20 protein-coding genes are annotated in these 21,363 nt (G+C 68.0%); 8 read left to right on the top strand and 12 right to left on the bottom strand.

Annotated elements, in window-relative coordinates; all coding sequences use genetic code 11:
* Positions 1-7: 7 nt before the first annotated feature.
* Positions 8-568: a DUF3558 domain-containing protein gene (locus tag K0O64_RS11060; protein ID WP_071945883.1), complete on the top strand. Its 561-nt coding sequence runs from the start codon at positions 8-10 to the stop codon at positions 566-568.
* Positions 569-657: 89 nt separating this feature from the next.
* A complete protein-coding gene (locus K0O64_RS11055; protein ID WP_225933680.1) occupies positions 658-2,253 on the top strand; it encodes a CocE/NonD family hydrolase in 1,596 nt (531 codons plus the stop codon).
* Here the strand turns inward: K0O64_RS11055 and K0O64_RS11050 are convergent.
* Together K0O64_RS11050 and K0O64_RS11045 are read right to left on the bottom strand one after the other, a co-directional pair.
* Positions 2,212-2,757, bottom strand: coding sequence for a DUF1802 family protein (locus K0O64_RS11050; RefSeq protein WP_071945887.1), 546 nt, complete (start codon positions 2,755-2,757; stop codon positions 2,212-2,214). The genes K0O64_RS11055 and K0O64_RS11050 overlap by 42 nt on opposite strands.
* Positions 2,754-3,020, bottom strand: a complete 267-nt coding sequence (locus K0O64_RS11045) for a DUF2277 domain-containing protein (RefSeq protein ID WP_071945889.1) — start codon at positions 3,018-3,020, stop codon at positions 2,754-2,756. Before K0O64_RS11045 ends, K0O64_RS11050 begins: the two co-directional genes overlap by 4 nt.
* 232 nt (positions 3,021-3,252) lie before the next feature.
* On the opposite strand from K0O64_RS11045, the gene K0O64_RS11040 reads away from it, so the two are divergent.
* The 3 genes from K0O64_RS11040 to K0O64_RS11030 all read left to right on the top strand — a co-directional run bounded on the left by K0O64_RS11040 (position 3,253) and on the right by K0O64_RS11030 (position 5,935).
* A complete protein-coding gene (locus tag K0O64_RS11040; RefSeq protein WP_198044383.1) occupies positions 3,253-3,714 on the top strand; it encodes a TetR/AcrR family transcriptional regulator in 462 nt (153 codons plus the stop codon).
* Positions 3,715-3,820: 106 nt separating this feature from the next.
* Positions 3,821-5,155: a DUF1499 domain-containing protein gene (locus K0O64_RS11035; RefSeq protein ID WP_156909773.1), complete on the top strand. Its 1,335-nt coding sequence runs from the start codon at positions 3,821-3,823 to the stop codon at positions 5,153-5,155.
* A 21-nt stretch (positions 5,156-5,176) separates the two neighbouring features.
* The gene (locus K0O64_RS11030) at positions 5,177-5,935 is read left to right on the top strand and encodes an enoyl-CoA hydratase (RefSeq protein WP_071945895.1); all 759 of its coding nucleotides are present in this window, start codon (positions 5,177-5,179) and stop codon (positions 5,933-5,935) included.
* A 7-nt stretch (positions 5,936-5,942) separates the two neighbouring features.
* On the opposite strand, the gene K0O64_RS11025 is transcribed toward K0O64_RS11030, so the two are convergent.
* Positions 5,943-8,540, bottom strand: a complete 2,598-nt coding sequence (locus tag K0O64_RS11025; RefSeq protein ID WP_083542659.1) for a chitinase — start codon at positions 8,538-8,540, stop codon at positions 5,943-5,945.
* Positions 8,541-8,675: 135 nt separating this feature from the next.
* Between K0O64_RS11025 and K0O64_RS11020 the strand changes: the two genes are divergently transcribed.
* Entirely contained in the window at positions 8,676-9,236 is a 561-nt protein-coding gene (locus K0O64_RS11020; protein WP_071945899.1) for a class I SAM-dependent methyltransferase, read from the top strand.
* Here K0O64_RS11020 and K0O64_RS11015 read toward each other — a convergent pair.
* From K0O64_RS11015 to rimP, 8 genes are all read right to left on the bottom strand, one after another.
* Positions 9,233-10,570 (bottom strand): MATE family efflux transporter, encoded by a 1,338-nt coding sequence (locus K0O64_RS11015; RefSeq protein ID WP_071945901.1) that lies wholly within the window; start codon positions 10,568-10,570, stop codon positions 9,233-9,235. The two genes, K0O64_RS11020 and K0O64_RS11015, sit on opposite strands and share 4 nt — an antisense overlap.
* A gap of 75 nt (positions 10,571-10,645) precedes the next feature.
* Complete coding sequence (locus tag K0O64_RS11010) at positions 10,646-11,644, bottom strand: DHH family phosphoesterase (protein WP_071945903.1); 999 nt, start codon at positions 11,642-11,644, stop codon at positions 10,646-10,648.
* Positions 11,619-12,149 carry a 30S ribosome-binding factor RbfA gene (gene rbfA, locus K0O64_RS11005; protein WP_071945905.1) on the bottom strand — a complete coding sequence of 177 codons (531 nt, stop codon included), beginning with the start codon at positions 12,147-12,149 and terminating at the stop codon, positions 11,619-11,621. The genes K0O64_RS11010 and rbfA overlap by 26 nt, the downstream gene beginning before the upstream one ends.
* A 1-nt stretch (position 12,150) precedes the next feature.
* A complete protein-coding gene (gene infB, locus K0O64_RS11000; protein WP_071945907.1) occupies positions 12,151-14,913 on the bottom strand; it encodes a translation initiation factor IF-2 in 2,763 nt (920 codons plus the stop codon).
* A 132-nt stretch (positions 14,914-15,045) separates the two neighbouring features.
* Positions 15,046-15,387, bottom strand: a complete 342-nt coding sequence (locus K0O64_RS10995; protein ID WP_096311149.1) for a YlxR family protein — start codon at positions 15,385-15,387, stop codon at positions 15,046-15,048.
* A 37-nt stretch (positions 15,388-15,424) separates the two neighbouring features.
* A complete protein-coding gene (locus K0O64_RS10990; protein WP_164520052.1) occupies positions 15,425-16,831 on the bottom strand; it encodes an NAD(P)-binding protein in 1,407 nt (468 codons plus the stop codon).
* Positions 16,832-16,913: 82 nt separating this feature from the next.
* On the bottom strand, positions 16,914-17,948 hold the full coding sequence (gene nusA, locus K0O64_RS10985) for a transcription termination factor NusA (RefSeq protein WP_071945911.1): 1,035 nt from the start codon (positions 17,946-17,948) through the stop codon (positions 16,914-16,916).
* Positions 17,945-18,475, bottom strand: a complete 531-nt coding sequence (rimP, locus tag K0O64_RS10980) for a ribosome maturation factor RimP (protein WP_071945913.1) — start codon at positions 18,473-18,475, stop codon at positions 17,945-17,947. Before rimP ends, nusA begins: the two co-directional genes overlap by 4 nt.
* 114 nt (positions 18,476-18,589) lie before the next feature.
* Between rimP and K0O64_RS10975 the strand changes: the two genes are divergently transcribed.
* Positions 18,590-19,120 carry a hypothetical protein gene (locus K0O64_RS10975; protein WP_096311148.1) on the top strand — a complete coding sequence of 177 codons (531 nt, stop codon included), beginning with the start codon at positions 18,590-18,592 and terminating at the stop codon, positions 19,118-19,120.
* Entirely contained in the window at positions 19,117-19,605 is a 489-nt protein-coding gene (locus K0O64_RS10970; RefSeq protein ID WP_096311147.1) for a ferritin-like domain-containing protein, read from the top strand. The genes K0O64_RS10975 and K0O64_RS10970 overlap by 4 nt, the downstream gene beginning before the upstream one ends.
* On the opposite strand, the gene K0O64_RS10965 is transcribed toward K0O64_RS10970, so the two are convergent.
* A complete protein-coding gene (locus K0O64_RS10965; RefSeq protein ID WP_096311146.1) occupies positions 19,606-21,351 on the bottom strand; it encodes a proline--tRNA ligase in 1,746 nt (581 codons plus the stop codon).
* Positions 21,352-21,363: the final 12 nt, after the last annotated feature.

The raw sequence follows: 21,363 nt of genomic DNA, 5'->3' as shown, positions 1-21,363 counted from the left end.
GGGAGACATGGTCGCCGCAGTGCGCCTCTCCGTCAGCCTGTTGGCACTCGTCGCCGCGGCAGTGTTCACCATCCGAACCGGGCCGCCGACGGATGCCGAGCACACACCAGTGGAGCTGCGGTCCACCGACGCCCCGATCAGCAACGTCATCACCACCACGAATCCCAAGCCGTTCGACCCGTGCAACGACATCCCGTTGGACGTCATCGCAGGCCTGGGCCTCGAAGCCAGCCCGCCCACCCCCATGGAGAGCTGGCGCTGCCAATACGACGCGGGCAACTACCAGATGGCTGTCGAACCGATCATCTGGCGGACCTACGCGCAATCGTTGCCCCCCGACGCGGTCGAGACCGACATCAACGGCCACCGCGCGGCCCAGTTCTGGGTGATGAAGCCCACCGACTGGAACAACCGGTGGTGGTTCTCGTGCATGGTCGTGTTCAAGACCAGCTACGGCGTGATCCAGCAGTCGCTGTTCTACTCTCCCGTCTACTCCAACCCCGATGTCGACTGCATGCAGGAGAACCTGATGCGGGCTCAGCAGCTCTCGCCGCACTACATATTCTGAACGGTGTGCGCAGCAGCCGACCTCGAAAGTTTGTCGACCGCACCCTTTCCCGCGTTCTCCGGATAACACCCCCGACCACGGCGTACGTCGTGCATCACGGCGTCGAGGTGCCCATGCGCGACGGTGCGGTGCTGCGCGCCACCCACTACGCGCCCGTCGGCGCCCCGCTCGGCACCATCCTGGTCCGCTGCCCCTACGGCCGGGCGTTCCCGTTCTCGCTGATCTACGCCCAGCTCTACGCCGCGCGCGGCTATCACGTCCTGCTGCAAAGCGTGCGGGGCACGTTCGGATCCGGCGGTGACTTTGTGCCGATGGTCCACGAGGCCGACGACGCCGCCGACACCGTGGTGTGGCTGCGCAGGCAGCCGTGGTTCACCGGCACCTTCGCCACCATCGGGTTGTCCTACCTGGGCTTCACCCAGTGGGCGCTGCTGTCCGATCCCCCGCCGGAGCTGGTCGCCGCGGTGGTCACGGTGGGTCCGCACGACTTCCACGCCTCCTCGTGGGGCACCGGGTCGTTCTCGCTGAACGACTTCCGGGGCTGGTCGGACATGGTCGGGCACCAGGAACAGACGATGTCTCGCCGCCTGGCGTTCCAGACCAGCGCGGGACGCCGGCTGGAACGGGCCACTCTCGGCCTCCCGGTGGGCGCCGCCGGCCGGGATCTGCTCGGCGAAGCATCACCCTGGTTCGAGTCGTGGATCGACCATCCGGCGGTCGATGACCCGTTCTGGGACACCATGCGGATGACGCAGGCACTTGACCGCTGCGAAGTACCGGTCCTTTTGATCGGCGGCTGGCAGGACCTGTTTCTGGAGCAGACCCTTGAGCAGTACCGCCACCTGCGCGGCCGCGGGGTCGACGTCGCGATGACCATCGGCCCGTGGACGCACACCGACATGATCGTGAAGGCGGGCGGAACCACCGCCACCGAAACGCTGAACTGGCTCGGCACGCATCTGGCCGGCACTGCCACCGCAGCCCGCCGCAGTCCGGTGCGGGTACACGTCGGTCATCACGGCTGGCTCGACCTGCCGGACTGGCCGCCCGCCACCGGTGAAGGTGTGCTGTACCTGCAGCCGGGCGGCCGGCTGGCCGCTGCACCGCCACCGGCCGATGCCGCGCCCTCACGGTTCCGCTACGACCCCGCCGACCCGACCCCGACCATCGGCGGCCGACTGCTCTCCCGCAGAAGCGGCCGCCGCAACGACGCGCCGCTGGCCGAGCGCGCCGACGTGCTGAGTTTCACCAGCGGCCCGCTGGACGCCGACCTGTACGTGTTCGGCGAGCCCGCGATCGAGCTGGCGCACGACGCCGATATCGAGCACGTCGACGTGTTCGTACGCATCAGCGAGCTCGATGCCCGCGGGCGTTCTCGCAACCTCAGCGACGGGTACCGGCGGCTGAGCGCGCGATCCCAGGGGCCGATCCGCATCGAACTCGACGCCATCGCGCACCGCTTCCCGGCCGGAACACGGATCCGGGTGCTCATCGCCGGCGGCTCCCATCCGCGGTACGCCCGCAACCTGGGCACGGGCGAACCGGTGCTCACCGGGCAGCGGATGGTCCCGGCACTGCACACCGTGCACCACGGAGCCGGCGGAACGTCGAAGCTGATCCTGCCCGCTTCTGCGCATCTGCCGTCAGGTGACGGCGGCGCGAACGCGGGCGGCGATCGCATCTAGCGTCGCGGAGTCATGCACCGGATCCCCGAGTTCGGTCGTCGCGGGTAGCTGCACCCAGCTGGTGCAGCCGCGGTAGTGCGGCTCGCGCGCCAGCCGGATCGGCTCGGCGAGCGCAACGGCTTGCACCACCAGCACCGTCAGCTGATGACGGGGGCGGAAGTCCAGCCGGTCGGCTTGCACCGATTCGGCCGTCCAGATGTGCAGATCCTCGATGCCGGCCAGCCCATCGGCATTGGAAACAGCCACGGCGGCAACGACTTTGGCAGCAGCTCGGATCACGATGTGGGTTTCGGTGCTGTCGGTCTCGGCTTCCGCGAGAAGGTCGCGATGTTCCGGACGAACCCGGTCGGCATGGCTGTGCGCGACCGTCGGGAACAACAGGAATTCGTCGGCTGCCACGGCGAACCGCTTCTCGTGAATGCCGCCCTTACGCAGCAGTACCGTCTGCCGCCCGTCGAGCAGCGCGTGCACTGCCGCACTCCACTCCTTGAGGGCGGTCGTCACGTCGATGCAAGCCTCGCCCGCACCTCGGGGCGGCGCAGCGGCGGAACGGTTTTCGGTGGCTGGCGGCGGGCGGGAAGCTCGCCCAGCAGTCGGGTCGTGGTGGCCGCGACCTCGGCGACCGCGATCTCGAAGGCCTCGGCGTTCGCCTCGGACGGACGAGTGATCCCGCTGACCTTGCGCACGTACTGACGAGCGGCCGCGGTGATCTCTTCGTCGGTGGCCGCCGGCTCCAGACCGCGCAGCTCGGTGATGTTTCGGCACATAGGGTCCAGCATGCCTTCCTTCGGACGAGAGTTCAGCCCGCGCGCGCTGATCGGATTGCTATCCCGCACCCATCTCACTCACATCTTCTCGGCCTAGCCTGGCCGCCAGCACGGCGAATTCGCGCGACGAGAAGGGTGCACCATGACTGCGGGAGCTGCACCGCCTCGCGCTCGAATGAGCAAACGGTCGGCCGGGAGGCCGCGGGGCTCGAACACCGATGTGCGCCGCGAGATGATCATTGCCGCGGCGATGCGCGTCTTCGCCTACCGCGGGTATGACGCCGCCAGCATGCAAGAAGTCGCCGACCTCATCGACATCACCCGTCCGGCGGTCCACCACCATTTCCCCGGCAAGGCGCCGCTCTACCGCGCGGCTCTGGAGCGGGCGTGCGCCACCGCCATGACACCGGACGCGGTGCAACCGTTCAGGCAGTTCACGCCCGAGCAGAGCGACCTGCGCGTGGCGTGCGCGCTATTGGGGACCTCCCTTGCCCAATCGCACCGGATCGCTGAGATCGCGCCCCGGATCGCCGGCGTCGCGGCCGACCTGCGACGCCTGTGCGCCGACGCGCTCGGCTCGACCGGTGACGAGCAGCAGGTCGATCTGCTCGTCACCGTGATCGTCGGCCGATGGGTCCTGATCGCATGCGACCTCAGTTGGCTGGATCTCGACATCGACGTGGACCGTTTGTGAGCAAACTCCTAATCGTCGGCCCGGCACGTTTGCGCCGCGAGGACATCCCGTCGGAGTAGATTGACGGCTGCTCTGCGATGAGCGGGTCATGCATGTGGGTGAATCCATGCAACGAGGGTCGGAGGTCCGGTTGCGAATGCGACGGATACGCCGAACCATCTCAGCCCTCACCCTGCTCGCAGGGGCTGCCGTTGCGTCGGGCTGTGGTGGGCCGGGCAATCTGGCGCACGTCGCCAATAACCTTCAGTCCGCGCTGATCTCGATGCCGGGGGTGGCGGACGCGTGGGTGTACCACGATGAGAGTTACGCCGAGGGCGTTGTCTTCACCGTCGTGGTCGACGTTCCGACCGCGACGCGGACCCAGTTGATCGCCGTCGCCGACCGGATCGCTGCGACCCGCATCAGCCAGATCTCGAACTACACCGAGGACGTCGAATTCTGGGTGACGCCAAACAAACCCGTGACAGTCCGACGGGAATCGACCATCGATCCCGTGCAGATGGCCGACGACGCCGAGCGAATCCGTACGATCGCTGCGCACACCGACGGCCGGGTCGACTGGTTCCGCGACGACGATGGCGACACCCGGCTGTCGGTCACCGAGAGTCACACACCCGGGTCCGACCTCCTGAGCACTGTTCGGCGAACCGTCGACGACGGCGACGTCACCATGACGGTGTCACCCGCTGCGCCGTCGTCGCTGACACCCCGGATGCGGGTGTCCTTTCCGCTGAGCGAGCAGGCCCACACCTTGATTGAGCGGTTCGTCGACACCGTTCCCGTCGACATCTTCGGGATGCGGATCGACAACGACGGCCTCCGCGTCCTGCAGGCCATGGTGCCCGCCGATCCGGCTGTCGCCGAGCAGGAACTGTCCACGGTCATCCGGGAGAGCAGGCCCGTGTCGGCAGGCCCGATGTGGTTGGCGTGGTACGTCCCGAGTGCGCTCGGCGGTGTGCCGATGTTCGGCGGTCTCGTCCAAGTCCGCGACTGTTCGACCGCAACCGCGCAGATCCGCCAGGCGTCGCTGCGGTCGAACGACGAGGAGGGTTCCTCCCTGCAGACCCGCCTGCAATCGATGATCGACACCTGCGCAATGCCTGAGCAGGTCGCCACCGAGGTGGGGCCACGGCAGGTCAGTACCGGCGTCTCGCCTTCTCCCCCAACGCCTTTGGCTCGGCGCCAGACTCCGGCCAGTGTGCGGACCGTTACCCTCCCCGCCGTTGCCGACCTTCGGGCATCCGCAGGCAATACGGGAAGCCACACCTCCCCCGCCCACGCCGCGCGTCGGCCGCTACCCGCGTCGGCCCCACCGTCGGCGGCGGCCGTGACTCCGATCGCTCCGGCTGGCAGCGGTCCGGTCAGCGTCCCCGGGGGTTCCCCGCACCCCGCGACCGCACCGCACCGCTCGACAACCCGGACGGCACGACTGGGCCGTTAGCCGTGCCGATACGGTGTCCCTATGACCGGCGACGACATCCTGCTCATCGAGACCACCGACCGCATCCGCACGGTGACGCTGAATCGGCCCAACTCGCGCAACGCGCTGTCGACGGCGCTGCGCAACCGCTTCTTCGGTGCGCTGCGCGAGGCGGACGCCGATGACGAGGTCGACGTCATCATCGTCACCGGTGCCGATCCGGTGTTCTGCGCAGGGCTTGACCTCAAGGAGCTCGGTGACACCACCGAACTGCCCGACATCTCCCCCAAGTGGCCACCGATGACCAAACCGGTGATCGGTGCGATCAACGGCGCCGCGGTGACCGGCGGGCTGGAACTGGCGCTGTACTGCGACATCCTGATCGCTTCCGAGCATGCCCGTTTCGCCGATACCCACGCCCGGGTGGGACTGCTGCCGACTTGGGGGCTCAGCGTGCGACTGCCGCAGAAAGTCGGTGTCGGGCTGGCCCGCCGGATGAGCCTGACCGGTGACTATCTGTCCGCCGAGGATGCGTTGCGTGCCGGACTGGTGACCCAGGTCGTCGCCCATGACGAGCTGCTGCCGACCGCCCGGTCGGTGGCCGCCTCGATCGTCGGCAACAACCAGAAAGCCGTGCGCGCCCTGCTGGCGTCGTATCACCGCATCGACGAGGACCAAACCGGTTCCGGGCTGTGGATCGAAGCGATGTCGGCCAAGAAGTGGATGGCGGCAACGTCCGGTGACGACATCGCCGCCAGCCGCGCCTCGGTCATCGAACGCGGCCGCAGCCAAGTCAAATAGCCTGTACCTAAACAGCTTTCGCGGTGTCGATGAGGCTCTGCCACTTCGCCAGCGTGCCGGCATCTTTGGCGATGATGTTGCCGATCTGCAGCTGACTCAACGTCACGCCCTGCAGCGTATAGCTGCTGTTGTTACCGACGATGGTGATGACCACCGAGCCCGATGTGTCGCTGACATCGAACTGGGTGGCCTGCATCCAGACGAAGTCCAGCGTGTCCTTGGCGGGGTCGAAGGCCAGCGTCTGGTTGCTGCCCCAGGTCCAGGTGATGGTGGTGGTCGTGCCGCCGGTCACCGGTGTGCCGCCGCCCCCGCCGCCACTGGATCCGCCTGCGTCGTAGTTGACGACATTGATCGTGCCGTAGTCGTTTAACACCATGCTGAACGCGCCCTGTGGATCACTCAGGCCGGACGCGCCGGTGGTGGCCTGCCCGAGGGTTCCCGGGGTGTCGCGCAGCACCTGCCACATCGACAGCATCCCAACGCCGTTGGCCCGCGCGAAGTCCTCGAGCGCCTGCGCATCGGACACGGTGAACACCTCGGTGGTGACGTCGTTGACACCGAGCATCGGGGTGATGCCGATATTGCTCCAGCCGAATGTCAGCCCCCGTGCCGAATACATCGTCTTGAGCTGCGAGTAGGTGGACTGTGCTGATTCAATCGCGTAGGCGCCCATGGCTTTTGCGTACGGTCCGCTGGTGGGTGCGGCGGATTCTCCATAGTCCATCGCCATCACGTTCACGCCGTCGAGTTTGACTCCGGCGGCCAGGGCCGCGTCCACCACCTTGAGGCCATCGGCGGTCAGCCCGCTCGGCAACACCGGCAGCGTGTACCAAATCTGCACCTGCGGTTTCTGCTTCTGAAGTAGCGCCAGGGCTTGGCTGTTCAACGTGATCGATGCCGAGTCGGCCACGGCGGCGCCCTCGATATCGAAATCGATATGGGTCACGCCGTAGGTGTCGATGACCGCGGCGTAGGCGGCGGCCAGTTCCTGAGCGGTGCGGCCCTTGGCGGCGTAGGCCTGCGCGATGCTCGTGCCCGATGCGCCGCCGAAGGAGATCATCACATCACCGCCGGCCGCCTTGAACGTGGCGATCGACGTGTTGATCGCCACGGCCTGTTCGTTCGTCGAACTCGGTTCCAGCGCAGCCAATCCCGCCCACGCGAGGTTGCCGTTCTGGTCTGCTTGCATGAAGCCGAGCGTCACCAGTGAGGTGCCGTAGGTCTTCGACAGCGTCAGCAGGTTCGGCACCGGGTAGGCGCCCATATCGATGTACGGGGCGAAGAAGCTCTTGCCCCACTGCGCGGTGCCACCGGGCGTCGAGGAATCGTCGTTCAGGATTGTGCCGAGCGCCGATGCGTCCGCGATGGTGGCACCGACGGGGTTCGACAGCGTGACGGTGAATGTCTCGTTCGGCTCGACGGAGGCGTCGACCAGCACGTTCACCTTGATGACCTGTTCGACCATCCCCGGTGTGAAGGTGACGGTGCCCGAGTTCGCCTTGTAGTCCTGGCCCGCTGTCGCCGACCCGTCCGACGTGGCGTAGTTGAGGGTGACCGTCGAGGTCGACGCTTGAGAGAGCTTCACGGTGAAGGACAGGATCGTCGTGGCCCCGCTGGCACCTTCGGACACCGACGCGTCGCTGATCGACGCGCTCGGCACCGTGGGAACGGTTTTGTCATCGTCGTCGATGATGGTGCCTGTGGCCGTTGCCCGGCCGATCGTGGCGCCGAACGGGTCGGACAGCGTGACGGTGAACGTCTCGGCCGGTTCGATCGTGGTGTCGCCGAGCACGTCGACGTTGATCACCTGGGTTGTCACCCCGGGGTTGAAGACCAGCGTGCCCCCGACATTGACGTAGTCCTGCAGGGCTGTCGCCGACCCGTCCGCCGTCAGGTAGCTGACCGTGACCGTCCTGGTGGTCGGCTTGGACAGCGTCACCGTGAATGAGGCAGTGGTGACGCCGCCGGTGCCCTCGAGAACGCTGGTGTCGGTGACGGAAATGCTGGGCACTGCCGCCTGCGGGTGCAGAAGGTTTTCGATCTCCTTGCGGATCAGGGCCAGCACGCCGGTCAGCAGCTGCAGCGGCGACGGTGGCAGGTGCTTGATTCCGAACAGCGAGAGGAATTTCGACAGGATGTCCGACGGCCGGATCGCGGCGACCGCAGTATGCCGTACCGGCGTCACTGCCGCCTTGGGCGCCGACACAGTGGCCTCACCCGGATCCGCGGCGGCTGCTGAAACCGATACTGCGGGCGCCGAACTCGCTGGACCCGCAGTGCGTTCGGGTGCTGATTCGGTGGGCGCGGCGGGCTTGGTGCTGTCGGAGGTGACGACGCGCGCATCGAGACGGCTGGGCACATCCGGCCGCGACGCCGAGGGTGTGCGGGCGGGCTTCTTGGGAGCGCCGCACTTGGCAGCGGACGGCGCCTGCGCCCCGCGGCGCGATGAGCCCACCGACGCCTTCGATGGTTTCGACGGTTGGGCCGCCGAGCCACTGTCCGGGGTGTCAGCTACTGCCACACCGGGGTGGGTGGCGACCGCGAGACCAAGACCGAGCGCAAACGCCGTTGAACCGAACCGGTATCCAAAAGCAGTTGAACTCATGGCACCCCCGTAGCCGGACAGAATGTCAGCAACGTTCAGTATTAGCGCATCGCCCGGGCGGGCGGAACGAAGTCAGCAAAAATTGATGCTTAGGTAAGCGACATATTGGAGTTCGCATTCTCTAGGCCTGGCCGCATGAATGAGGCGCATGAGGTGTGCGGCAGCGACGAGTGGCGGCAGTTGATGCGCGAGCAGATTCTGCCCTGGGTGCTGGGCGATGTCGACCTCGGCGACGACGTCCTGGAGGTCGGACCGGGCTACGGCGCCGTCACCGACGTGCTGAGCACCACGGTGCCGCACGTGACGTGTGTGGAGATCGACGAGAAGCTGGCCGCGATGCTCACCGAGCGGTTCTCCGGTGTGCCGGCTGTGGAGATCCTGCGCGGCGATGCCACCGAGCTGGATTTCCCTGATGGCCGATTCTCGGGCGCAGCCTGTTTCACGATGCTGCACCACGTCCCGACCGTCGAGCTGCAGGACCGGCTGCTCGCCGAGGTCGCCCGGGTGCTGCGGCCGGGTGCCGCACTGGTGGCCAGCGACAGCATCGGCAACGACGACATGGAAGCCGCCCACGAGGGCGACACCTACAACCCGGTCGACCCGGCCGGACTCGAGCACCGGCTGGCCGCCGCCGGCTTCGAGCGAATCACTGTGCGCACGAACGACTTCGGCTGGGCAGCGATCGCCCACCGCTAGCCGGTGCCGGGCACCAGCCAACGTCCAGAGAAGGCCCGCCAGCCGACGAAGACCAGCCGCAGCACCATGAAGGTGCTCAGCCCCGACCAGATCCCGAGCAGACCCCAGCCGAACACCAGCGACAACCAAATCAGCGGCAGAAAGCCGATCAGCGCGCTGACCAACGTCGCGGTGCGCATGAACGCCGCATCGCCGGCACCCAACAGCACACCGTCCAGCGCGAAAACGACTCCGGCGACCGGCAACTGCGCCACCATGAACCACCACGGCACCCCGATCGCGGCGAGCACCGAGCGGTCGTCGGTGAACAACGACGGCAGCACCGAGGCGCCGACCGCGAACACGGTCGCGAGCACCGCCGCGGCGATCGTGGAGAACACCGTCACCCGCCACGCCACCGACTTCGCATGCTCTGTCCGGCCCGCGCCGAGCGCGGCGCCGACCAACGACTGTGCGGCGATCGCGAGCGAATCCAGCACCAGCGCAAGAAAATTCCACAGCTGCAGCACAACCTGGTGTGCGGCGACGGCCGCCGCGCCGAACCGGGCGGCCACCGCGGCCGCCGAGACGAAGCACGCTTGGAAGGCCATGGTGCGCACCACCAGATCGCGGCCCATCACCACCTGCGCCCGCAGCACCGACGTGTCCAGTCGCAGCGGAACTCTTTCGACCAGCAGCGCACGGCAGAACAGGATGGCCGCCAGCCACTGCCCCACGAGATTGGCGATCGCCGAGCCGGCCAGCTCCAGTCGCGGCAGACCCAGCCAGCCGTAGACCAGCAGCGGGCACAGCACGGCCGAGACGCCGAACCCCACCAGCACATAGCGCAGCGGACGCATGGTGTCCTGCACCCCACGCATCCAGCCGTTGCCTGCCGCGGAGATCAGGATGGCGGGGACACCGAAGATCGCGATGCGCACCCACGGCATCGCGGCGGAGGCGATATCGCCGCCGCTGGATTTCGTGCCCGCGATCGCCGACACCAGTGGAACCGCGGCCAGCTGTACCGCGGCCACGATCGCGACGCCCATCGCCAGCGCCAACCAGGTGGCCTGCACGCCTTCACCGACAGCAGAGGTCCGGTCGCCCGCGCCATAGAACCGGGCGGAGCGTGCCGTCGTCCCGTACGACAGGAACGTGAGCTGGGCGCTGACCACCGAGAGAATCAGGCCGCCAATCGCCAGGCCCGCGAGGCTCAATGCGCCCAACCGGCCGACGATCGCGATATCGAAAAGTAGGTAAATCGGCTCAGCCGCAAGGACTCCGAGCGCGGGAAAAGCGAGTGCGGCGATGCGCCTGCCAGTGACGGCCGCGTCGTCGGCCGAGTCAGTCATCGAATTTCACCTTTTGCACTCGAAGTGCGAGTAGATCGCTGCCAAAGGTGAAATTCGATTGTGGGCGGCGCCGACTCAGCCAAGAGCGGCGGTCAGCTGCGCCACCACGTCGTCGATCGGTCCGGCCGCGGAGTAGCCGGCGGCCAGAGTATGTCCGCCGCCGCCGAAGCCGCTGGCGAGTGTGGCCAGGTCATAGCTCTTGGCCCGCATCGACACCGACCAGTGTCCGGGTTCGATCTCCTTGAAGACGGCGGCGACTTCGGCTTCGTGAGTCGTGCGCACGATGTCGACGATGCTCTCAACCTCTTCGGACCGGTTCGCCATCCAGTCCTCGTTGGCGACCACCGCGTAGACCAGTCCTCGCCCGCCGGCCGCCTCAGGGATCAGCTGCGCACTGGACAGCACCCGGGACAGCAGCGGCAGCCACACGAACGGGTGGGTGTCGAACAGCTCCCGGCTGATCGCCGCGTTGTCCACGCCGAGTTCCACCAGACGCGCGGCCAGCCGCAGCGCGGCCGGGGACGCCCACCGGAACGAACCCGTGTCCGTGGTCAATCCGGCGTACAGGCACGACGCGACGTCACGGTCAATGGTCTTGCCCCACGCGTCGAGCAGCTCGGCGACCACCATGGTGGTCGAATCTGCCTTCGGGTCAACAAGATTCACGCTGCCGAACAGCGTGTTCGACTTGTGGTGATCGATGACGAGCACCGCGCAGCCGAGCTGGGTGAACTCCGACAGTGCGCCGAGCCGGTTGACGCTCGGAGCATCGACCGTCACCACCAGATCGACGTCGCGGCGCATGTCACCGGGAGCCACGAGCAGATGACCACCGGGCAGCATGCGCAGCGACTCCGGCAGCGTCGACGGCGTCGCGAAACTCACCTCGACATCGACACCCTCGCGCTCGAGGATCAGCGCCAAAGCCAGGCCGGCGCCCACACTGTCGGCGTCGGGATGGACGTGGCAGATCACGCCAACCACGCTGGCGCCGCGCAGCACCTCCACGGCGCCATGCGCATCCACCCGCCCGCCGAGGCGGGGGATCTCAGTCGTCGAGTCGATCGCGGTCACCGGCGTCCTGGTCGTCCTGCGAAGAAACGCTGCTATTTCCCGGGTCGCTGCGCTCCAGCCCAACGTCCCCCTCTTCTCCTACCACACGGTAGGGCTGCGCGTCTCCTGCAGGAGTGGCCCCGGCCCGGATCCGGGCCACATCGGCGTCGGCGGCGCGCGCCTTGGCCAACAGCTCCTCCATCCGGACGGCGGCATCCGGCATGGTGTCCCGCACAAAGGTCAGCGTCGGCGTGAAGCGGACGCCAGTGCCGGCACCGACCTTCGTGCGCAGAACGCCCGTCGCCTTCTGCAGCGCGGCGGCCGCACCGGCGTAGTCCGGCTCCTCCTCGATCGCGCGGCCCATCACCGTGTAGTACAGCGTGGCGTCGTGCAGATCTCCGGACACCTTCGCATCGGTGATCGTCACCCCGGCCAGCCGGGGATCCTTGATCTCGAACTCGATCGCCGAGGCAACGATGGTGGAGATTCGCTTCGCCAGTCGCTTCGCCCGTGCGGGGTCAGCCACCTTAGGTGCGCTCCTTCTCGACGAGCTCGTAGGTCTCAATGACGTCGCCTTCCTTGATGTCGGAGTACGTCAGCGTCAGACCGCATTCGTAACCCTCGCGCACCTCGGTGACGTCGTCCTTCTCCCGCCGCAGCGACGAGACCGTGAGGTTCTCGGCGACGACGACGTTGTCACGCAGCAACCGCGCCTTGGCGTTGCGGCGCATGATCCCGGACTGCACGAGGCAACCGGCGATGTTGCCGACCTTGGACGACCGGAAGATCGCGCGGATCTCGGCACGGCCGAGTTCCTTCTCCTCGTAGATCGGCTTGAGCATGCCCTTGAGCGCGCTCTCGATCTCGTCGATCGCCTGGTAGATCACCGAGTAGTAGCGGATCTCCACACCCTCGCGGTTGGCCAGCTCGGTGGCCTTGCCCTCGGCACGGACGTTGAAGCCGATGATGATCGCATCCGAAGCCGACGCCAGGTTGACGTTGGTCTCGGTGACACCACCGACACCGCGGTCGATGACGCGCAGTTCCACCTCGTCGTCCACCTGGATGCCCAGCAGGGCCTCCTCGAGCGCCTCGACCGTACCGGCGTTGTCGCCCTTGAGGATCAGGTTCAGCTGGCTGGTTTCCTTCAGCGCCGAATCCAAGTCTTCCAGGCTGATCCGCTTGCGGGCACGGGCGGCCAGCGCGTTGCGCTTGCGCGCGCTGCGCCGGTCGGCGATCTGGCGGGCGATGCGGTCTTCGTCGACAACCAGGAAGTTGTCGCCGGCACCCGGCACCGACGTGAAGCCGATGACCTGCACGGGCCGCGACGGCAGCGCCTCGGTGACGTCCTCGCCGTGCTCGTCGACCATGCGGCGGACGCGGCCATAGGCATCACCGGCCACCACCGAGTCGCCGACCCGCAGCGTGCCGCGCTGGATCAGCACAGTCGCCACCGGGCCGCGGCCACGGTCGAGGTGGGCCTCGATAGCCACACCCTGGGCTTCCATATCGGGGTTGGCCCGCAGGTCCAGTGCCGCGTCGGCGGTCAACAGCACCGCTTCTTCCAGCGCCTCGATGTTGGTGCCGTTCTTGGCCGAGATGTCGACGAACATGGTGTCGCCACCGAAGTCCTCGGCCACCAGGTTGTACTCGGTGAGCTGCGCCCGGATCTTGGCCGGGTCGGCGCCCTCCTTGTCGATCTTGTTGACCGCGACCACGATCGGCACGTCGGCGGCCTGCGCGTGGTTGATGGCCTCCACCGTCTGCGGCATGACACCGTCGTCGGCGGCGACCACCAGGATGGCGATGTCGGTGGCCTTCGCGCCGCGGGCACGCATGGCGGTGAACGCCTCGTGACCCGGGGTGTCGATGAAGGTGATGAGCCGCTCGACGCCGTCGTGCTCGACACCGACCTGGTAGGCACCGATGTGCTGGGTGATGCCGCCGGCCTCGCCCTCGCGGACGCTGGCCTGACGGATGGTGTCCAGCAGTCGGGTCTTGCCGTGGTCGACGTGACCCATGACGGTGACGACCGGCGGGCGCACCTCGAGGTCTCCCTCGTCGCCCTCGTCCTCGCCGTAGGTGAGGTCGAAGGACTCGAGCAGCTCGCGGTCCTCGTCCTCGGGCGAGACGACCTGCACGTTGTAGTTCATCTCGCTGCCGAGCAGCTCCAGGGTCTCGTCACCCACGGACTGGGTGGCGGTCACCATCTCGCCGAGGTTGAACAACGCCTGCACCAGCGCGGCCGGGTTGGCGTCGATCTTCTCGGCGAAGTCGCTCAGCGACGCACCACGGGCCAGCCGGATGGTCTCGCCGTTGCCGTGCGGCAACCGCACACCACCGACGACCGGGGCCTGCATGTTCTCGTATTCGGCCCTTTTCGCGCGCTTCGACTTACGGCCGCGACGCGGGGCACCGCCGGGACGACCGAACGCACCGGCCGCGCCACCGCGCTGACCGGGACGACCGCCGCCACCACCGGGACCACCACCACCGGGACGACCGCGGAAGCCACCGGCAGCGGCTCCGCCGCCGCCACCGCCGCCGGGACCGCCGGTGCGGTAGTTACCGCCACCACCGCCACCGGGACGACCGCCACCGCCGGGGCCGGGCCGGGGCCCGCCACCGGGACGCGGAGCACCGGGCCGACCGGTCGCACCGGGCCGGGCGCCGGGCGGACGAGGAGGCATGTTGCCGGGTGTGGCTCCACCCGGACGCGGCGCGCCGGGACGCGGACCACCGGCGCCGGGCCCGGGCCGCGGGCCCTGCGGGCGCGGCGCGGGACGCTCGACCGGCTGGGCCGAGGAGAAGGGGTTGTTGCCGACGCGCGGCGGCCGGGGCATGCCCGGCTTGGGTGCGGCCGGTCCCGGACGAGGACCGGGGGTCGGCGCGGGGCCGGGACGGGCCGGTGCCGGCGCGGCCGAAGCCGCGGGGGCGGCGGGGGCCGCAGGCGCGGGCGGCGCCGGAGGCGGCGCAGCCGGGGCCGGGGCGGCCGGCTTGGGTGCCGGCGGCGCGGGCGGCGCGGTTGCGACAGCGCTGTCGGACACGGGTGCCGCGGGCTTGGGCGCCGGGGCTCCGTTTCCGGCAGCCTTCGCCGGCGCGGCCTTGGCCGGGGCTTTGTCTGGCTTACCGCCGCCGAACGATTCCCGCAGACGGCGGGCGACGGGGGCTTCCACCGTCGATGACGCGGATTTGACGAATTCGCCCTGATCGCTCAGCCGGGCGAGAACTTCCTTACTGGTGACACCGAGTTCCTTGGCCAACTCGTGTACGCGGGCCTTACCTGCCACTACATCTCCTACTCAAGAGGCGACAGCGGTGGTAGGCCGCGCCTCGGGTTTAGCTACGACGCATGGTCATCGTCGGGACTTCACGGTGTGCTCATGTTCTTCGCTGCCTGTTCTCTTGCCGGGCTGGCTGGGTCAGTCAGCGCCCGTCTGGGCTCTGACGTACTCGACCACCGCGGATGTATCCGGTGAACCGGTGATGCGCAACGCTCGCCCGAAAGCTCGCCGTCGAAACGCTGCCTGAAGGCACCGGTCGTCGGGGTGCAGCCACGCACCCCGCCCAGGGAGGTTACCTGCCTGATCAACGGTTAGGGCGCAATGGCCGTTCCCGTTCGACACAGCCACCACTCGGAGGAGATCGACGGCCAACTCTCGCTTCCGGCACCCGACACATGTCCGCACCGGTCCTTCGGTACGTCGATGCGGTCTCTCGGGAGCCGGAGTCTCGCGCTGGATCACGGCACAGTCTACCGTCATCGCGGCACTGCTCAGAACCACCCTTGGCTGGGAGTCGTCAGTTCACTTTGTCCTGATATTTCGAATATCCGCCACGCCCGACGACGCCGGTCTGGTCGGCCGGCAACGCCCCGACCCGGATGCCCAAAGACATGGCCCGGTCCAGGTTGATGTAGATCCCGGCCCCCTGGCGGCCGGTCGCGACGATGCCCTCACCGAAGCGACGCAGCGCCTCGTCGAGCTGATCGAACAGGTCGGCGGCGGCGTCGAAGTTCGAGTAGGCGTCGGCAGTCTTCTCGGCACCGAGAAACTCGAAGGCGGCTCCTCCGAGCAGGATCGACATGTCCTTGCACGCGGTGGCGCGGACGTCGAACGTCTCGCCCGAGGGAACGGCGTACTCGAGTCCGACCACACCGGCCGGGCAGTCCAGCGTCTGCCATTCCCCATAGTTGTTGAACCGGTGCGCACGCACGCCCGTGTCGTGGGTGTAGAGCCATTGGTAGCCGTGCCAACTCGGCGGATAGTCACCGACGCGCACCACGCCGACCACCAGGTCGCGCCGTCCCGCGGCCTGCGCGAGCGCGGCGGACAGCTCCCTGAGCCCCAAGGTGGCGGCCAAGTCGTCGGGCCGGCCCGTCCAGATGATCCGTCCGCACTGCATCACCTGCGTTCCACCGGGCCCCGACACCGTGACCGAGTACGGGCCGCCACCCGAGCCGGCGATGTTCAACACCGTGGAGTTGAACATCCAATGGACGTGATCTCCGAGCGCCTCCGCAAGCCGGGACCACAGGACCCCCGCCCCGCCGTGCGGGTAGAGGAATCTGTCCGTCGGCTCATCTGCTCGAGGCGAGGCCCGCAGCCGAGGCAGCGCGGTGGCCAGCACCGAGGCGAATCGCGGCGAGAGGATGCGCTGCGACGCCCACGCCGCGGGGATCTTCCGTGGATCGACCCCGAAGACCTTTCGGGCGTGCGGCGCCATGAACGTCTCCGAAAGGTACGGGCCGTACCGGTTCTTCACCCAGTCGTCCAGCGTGTCGTCAGTCCGGCCGGCGGGTGCCGTCAACTTCCAGGCAATCAGCGAGGCAGCACCGCGGATGCGTACCGACAACGGCGCCGCGTGGCGGAATTGCTGCCAGTCGAACGGATAACTGATGACATAACCGTCTCGCAGGATGCCGCTGCGCCGATCGATGTCGGACATCGGGATGCCCCCGAGCCGATCGGCCAAATCGCGCCACATCCTCCGCTGCTCGGCGGTCGACGACAGGAGCCGGTGACCACCGATGTCGACCTCATGGCCGGCCACCGTCGCGGCGCGCGCCAACCCTCCCACCTGACCGGTGTGCTCGACGACGGCTACCGAAGACCCGGCGGCCACACACGCGTCCGCCGCGGTGAGCCCGGTCGGGCCGGCGCCCACGACAAGCACGTCGACGGACTGCGGAGCCCCGTGGTCTGACAACGAAATTTCCCCCCTGTTGACGATGGGTGTACCCACCGATCACCGACGCAGTACACCCGAGCGCCTCAACGCTCGGCTCGCGTCAGTGCTCCACGTCGTGAGACGCGGCGGGGTGCGGGTCGCCTTCGGGTGCCGCCGCGTCGCTGCGAATGTCGATGCGCCATCCGGTCAATCGGGCGGCCAGTCGGGCGTTCTGCCCCTCCTTGCCGATCGCCAACGATAGTTGGAAGTCGGGCACCACGACCCGCGCCGCGCGGGTGGTGGCGTCGATGACGGAGACCGAGACGACCTTGGCCGGCGACAGGGCGTTGGCGACGAATCGCGCTGGGTCCTCGTCGAAGTCGATGATGTCGATCTTTTCGCCGGACAATTCGCTCATCACGTTGCGCACCCGCTGGCCCATCGGGCCGATGCACGCACCCTTGGCGTTGAGCCCGGGAACCTTCGAGTTGACCGCGATCTTGGATCGATGCCCGGCCTCGCGGGCCACCGCGACGATCTCTACCGACCCGTCGGCGATCTCGGGCACCTCGAGCGAGAACAGTTTGCGGACCAGGTTGGGGTGCGTGCGCGACAACGTGATCAGCGGTTCGCGGGCACCGCGGCTGACCCCGACGACGTAGCAGCGCAGCCGGTCGCCGTGCTCATAGGCCTCGCCGGGCACCTGCTCGGCCGCCGGGATGACGCCTTCGGCGCCTTTGGTCTCGCTGCCCAGTCGCACAACGACCAGGCCGCGGGCGTTGGCGCGGGCGTCGCGCTGGATCACGCCGGCGACGATGTCGCCTTCCCTGGCGGAGAATTCGCCGTAGCTGCGCTCATTCTCGGCGTCGCGGAACCGTTGCAGCATCACCTGTCGGGCGGTCGTGGCCGCCACTCGGCCGAATCCCTCTGGCGTGTCGTCCCATTCGCTGATCAGATTGCCATCGGCGTCGGTCTCGCGCGCAATCACTTGCACGACACCGCTTTTGCGGTCGATATCGATGCGGGCGTCGGGCTGATGACCCTCGGTGTGCCGGTAAGCGGTCAACAGAGCCGACTTGATGGTGTCGAGCAGCTCGTCAACCGAGATGCCGCGGTCGATCTCGATCGCATGTAGGGCGGTCATGTCGATGTTCATGCTTCGGCCTCCGTTCCAGCTGCTCCCGCAAGTTCCAGTTCGCGCGGCTTTGGCGGTGAAAATTCCACCTGGACAACAGCTTTGACGATGTCAGCCAGCGGAATCCGGCGCACCGTCCAGTCATTGCGGTTTCGCACCACGAGGTCGACTGCGCCGTCGGACACGATGCCGAGCCGGCCGGTGACGGTGGTTCCGTCGGCAAGTTCGGCGTCGACCAAGCGCGCGTGCGCGCGACGGAAATGCTTCTCGGCGGTCAGCGGCCGCTCCACTCCCGGTGAGGTGACTTCGAGAACGTAGGCATCGTCGTTGTCCAGGCCGTCGAGCAGCGCCGAGGCCGAACGGGAGAGTTCGGCGACGATGTCCAAGTCCAGCGGCTTGTCGCCGTCGGCGATCACGGTGATGCGCGGCGGCTTCGGGCGGGTGTCGATCACGACATCTTCGATTTCGTATCCGGCGCGCACGAACTCACCATCGAGTAGCTCGATCACCTGCTTCTGGGTTGGTAGCCCCGTAGAACGGCCAGCCACGGCGAGCTCCTCATCTTGAGTTGTGCTGATCAGCTGCGTCGGATGCAGGGCTCTCCAGAGAGCCAGCCCTCAACGATACGCCAGCCCACGCCACCGCAATGGCAGGATGTTGGCGTGCTGAGCCGAGATCCCAGGCCTTTCCCAGGCATCTCCCGTCGACGAGTTCTGGTCGGCGGGGGCCGCGGCTTGGCACTGCTCGCGGTGTTGGGCGCGGCAACGACCGCCTGTGACGCGGCACCGCCTCCCGAACCCGATCCGCTGGAGCAGCAGGCCGAGCTGGCCCGCCACGACAGCGAACTGGCCGCCGCCGCGGCGAAGACCGCTCCCCCGTCACTGGCTCCGGCGTTGACCGAGGTTGCGGCCGAACGCGGGCGGCACTTCACGGTGCTGAACGCGGAGGTCGCCCGGCTGTCCGGCAAACCAACGTCGTCGACAAGCGCGACATCTCCGACCACCACATCGGCGGCCGCCACGCCGCCACCCACGGCTGCCGACGTCGTCGCCGCGCTGCGCAGCTCGGCGGACAGCGCCACCAAACTGGCACCCACTCTGTCCGGGTATCGGGCCGGGCTGATGGGATCGATCGCGGCGTCCTGCGTCGCCGCGTACACGGTGGCACTGCCGCCGGGGAAGGCCGGGCAGTGACCTCACCGACGTCTCCGACGCCGTCGACCACACAAAACGCCGACCGGCCGTCCGATGCCGCCGCCGGTGCGCTGTTCGACGCGGTGGCCGCCGAGCACGCGGCGATCTACGGCTACGGCATCGTGTCGGCCCACAGCTCCCCCGACGAGAACGACCTGGTCTCGGAGGCGATGGCGCAACACCGTGAACGTCGCGAGGCGGCCATCGCGATGCTGAGTGGCCGCTCGGCCAACGCGCCGGTGCCGGCCGCGGGTTATCAGCTGCCGATGACGGTCAACACGCCCACCGACGCCGGCAACCTCGCGATCCGCATGGAGGACGACTGCGCGACCGCCTGGCGCGCAGTCATCGAGCAGGCGAGCACCGATCAGGACCGCACGTTCGGGGTCGGGGCGCTGACCGAGACGGCCGTTCTGACCGCGCGCTGGAAGCAGGTGCTCGGCGTCAAGCCGGTGACGGTCGCATTCCCCGGCGGCACCGAGTAGTCAGGACGCCAGCGCCGCGGCGATATCCGCGACCGCGCCATCCACACCGATCTCGCGCTTCTCGCCGGTGAACCGGTTACGCAGCTCGACCACGCCGTCGGCCCAGCCGCGACCGACCACGACGATCCACGGCACCCCGAGCAATTCGGCGTCCTTGAACTTCACGCCGGGTGAGGCGGTGCGGTCGTCGAACAGCACCTCCAGGCCGAGGCGGTCCAGGTCGCGGGTCAGCTCCTCGGCCCCGGTTCGCGCTTCGGCGTCCTTGTTGGCGATCACCACGTGCACGTCGAACGGCGACACCGACGCCGGCCAGCGCAGGCCCAACTCGTCGTGCTGCTGCTCGGCGATCACCGCGACCAGCCGCGAGACCCCCACCCCGTAGGAGCCCATGGTCAGGCGCACCGGCTTACCGTCCTCGCCGAGCACGTCGGCGGAGAAGGCGTCGGTGTACTTGCGGCCGAGCTGGAAGATATGGCCGATCTCGATGCCGCGGGCCGACACCAGCGGGCCCGCGCCGTCGGGCGACAGGTCACCGTCGCGAACTTCGGCGGCCTCGATGGTGCCGTCGGCGATGAAGTCGCGGCCGGCCACCAGGCCGACGACGTGCTTGCCGGTTTCGTCGGCGCCGGTGATCCACACCGTCCCGTCCACCACGCGGGGATCGACCAGATAACGAACACCGTTGGCCAGCAATGCTTTCGGGCCGATGTATCCCTTCTTGAGGAAGGGGTACTTGGCGAAGTCGGCGTCCTCGAGCATCGCATAGTCGGCCGGCTCCAGCGCGGCGCCCAAGCGCTTGTCGTCGACCTCCCGGTCGCCCGGCACACCGATCGCCAGCAGCTCCCACTCGCCGCCCGGCGCACGGACTTTGAGCAGCACGTTCTTGAGTGTGTCGGCGGCGGTGATCTCCCGGCCCAGGCCCGCGGAGTTCGCCCACTCGACCAACGACGCGATGGTCGGGGTGTTCGGTGTGTCGTGCACCGTGGGCTCGGGCAGGCCGTCGAACGGCCGCGACTCCGGGACAGCGGTGACCACCGCCTCGACGTTGGCCGCGTACCCGGACTCGAGGCAGCGCACGAAGGTGTCCTCGCCGATCTCGCTTTCGGCCAGGAACTCCTCGGACGCCGAACCACCCATTGCACCGGACACGGCCGAGACGATCACATAGCGAATTGCCATGCGCTTGAACATGTTCTGATAGGCGTCGCGGTGTGCGTGGTAGGCAGTTTTGAGGCCGTCGTCGTCGACATCGAACGAGTACGAGTCCTTCATGATGAACTCGCGGCCGCGCAGGATGCCCGCGCGGGGCCGGGCCTCGTCGCGGTACTTGGTCTGGATCTGGAACAGCGTCAGCGGGAAGTCCTTGTAGGAGCTGTACTCCCCCTTCACCGTCAGCGTGAAGAACTCCTCGTGGGTAGGGCCGAGCATGTAGTCGTTATCGCGGCGGTCCTTGAGCCGGAACACCCCGTCGCCGTATTCCGTCCAGCGGTTGGTGGTCTCATACGGCGCCTTCGGCAGCAGCGCCGGGAACAGGATCTCCTGGCCGCCGATCGCGACCATCTCCTCCCGCACGATCTTCTCGACCTTGCGCAGTACCCGAAGGCCCAGCGGCAGCCACGTGTAGAGGCCCGGGGCCACCGGCCGGACATAGCCAGCACGGATCAACAGTTTGTGGCTAAGCACTTCGGCGTCGGCTGGGTCGTCGCGCAGGGTGCGCAAGAACAGCTCGGACATGCGGGTGATCACAGTGGAACAGCC

The sequence above is a fragment of the Mycolicibacterium pallens genome, assembly GCF_019456675.1.
GTDB classification, from domain to species: domain Bacteria; phylum Actinomycetota; class Actinomycetes; order Mycobacteriales; family Mycobacteriaceae; genus Mycobacterium; species Mycobacterium crocinum.
The sequence above is the reverse complement of the archived record's forward strand: the minus strand, read 5'-3'. Positions and strand labels throughout refer to the sequence as shown.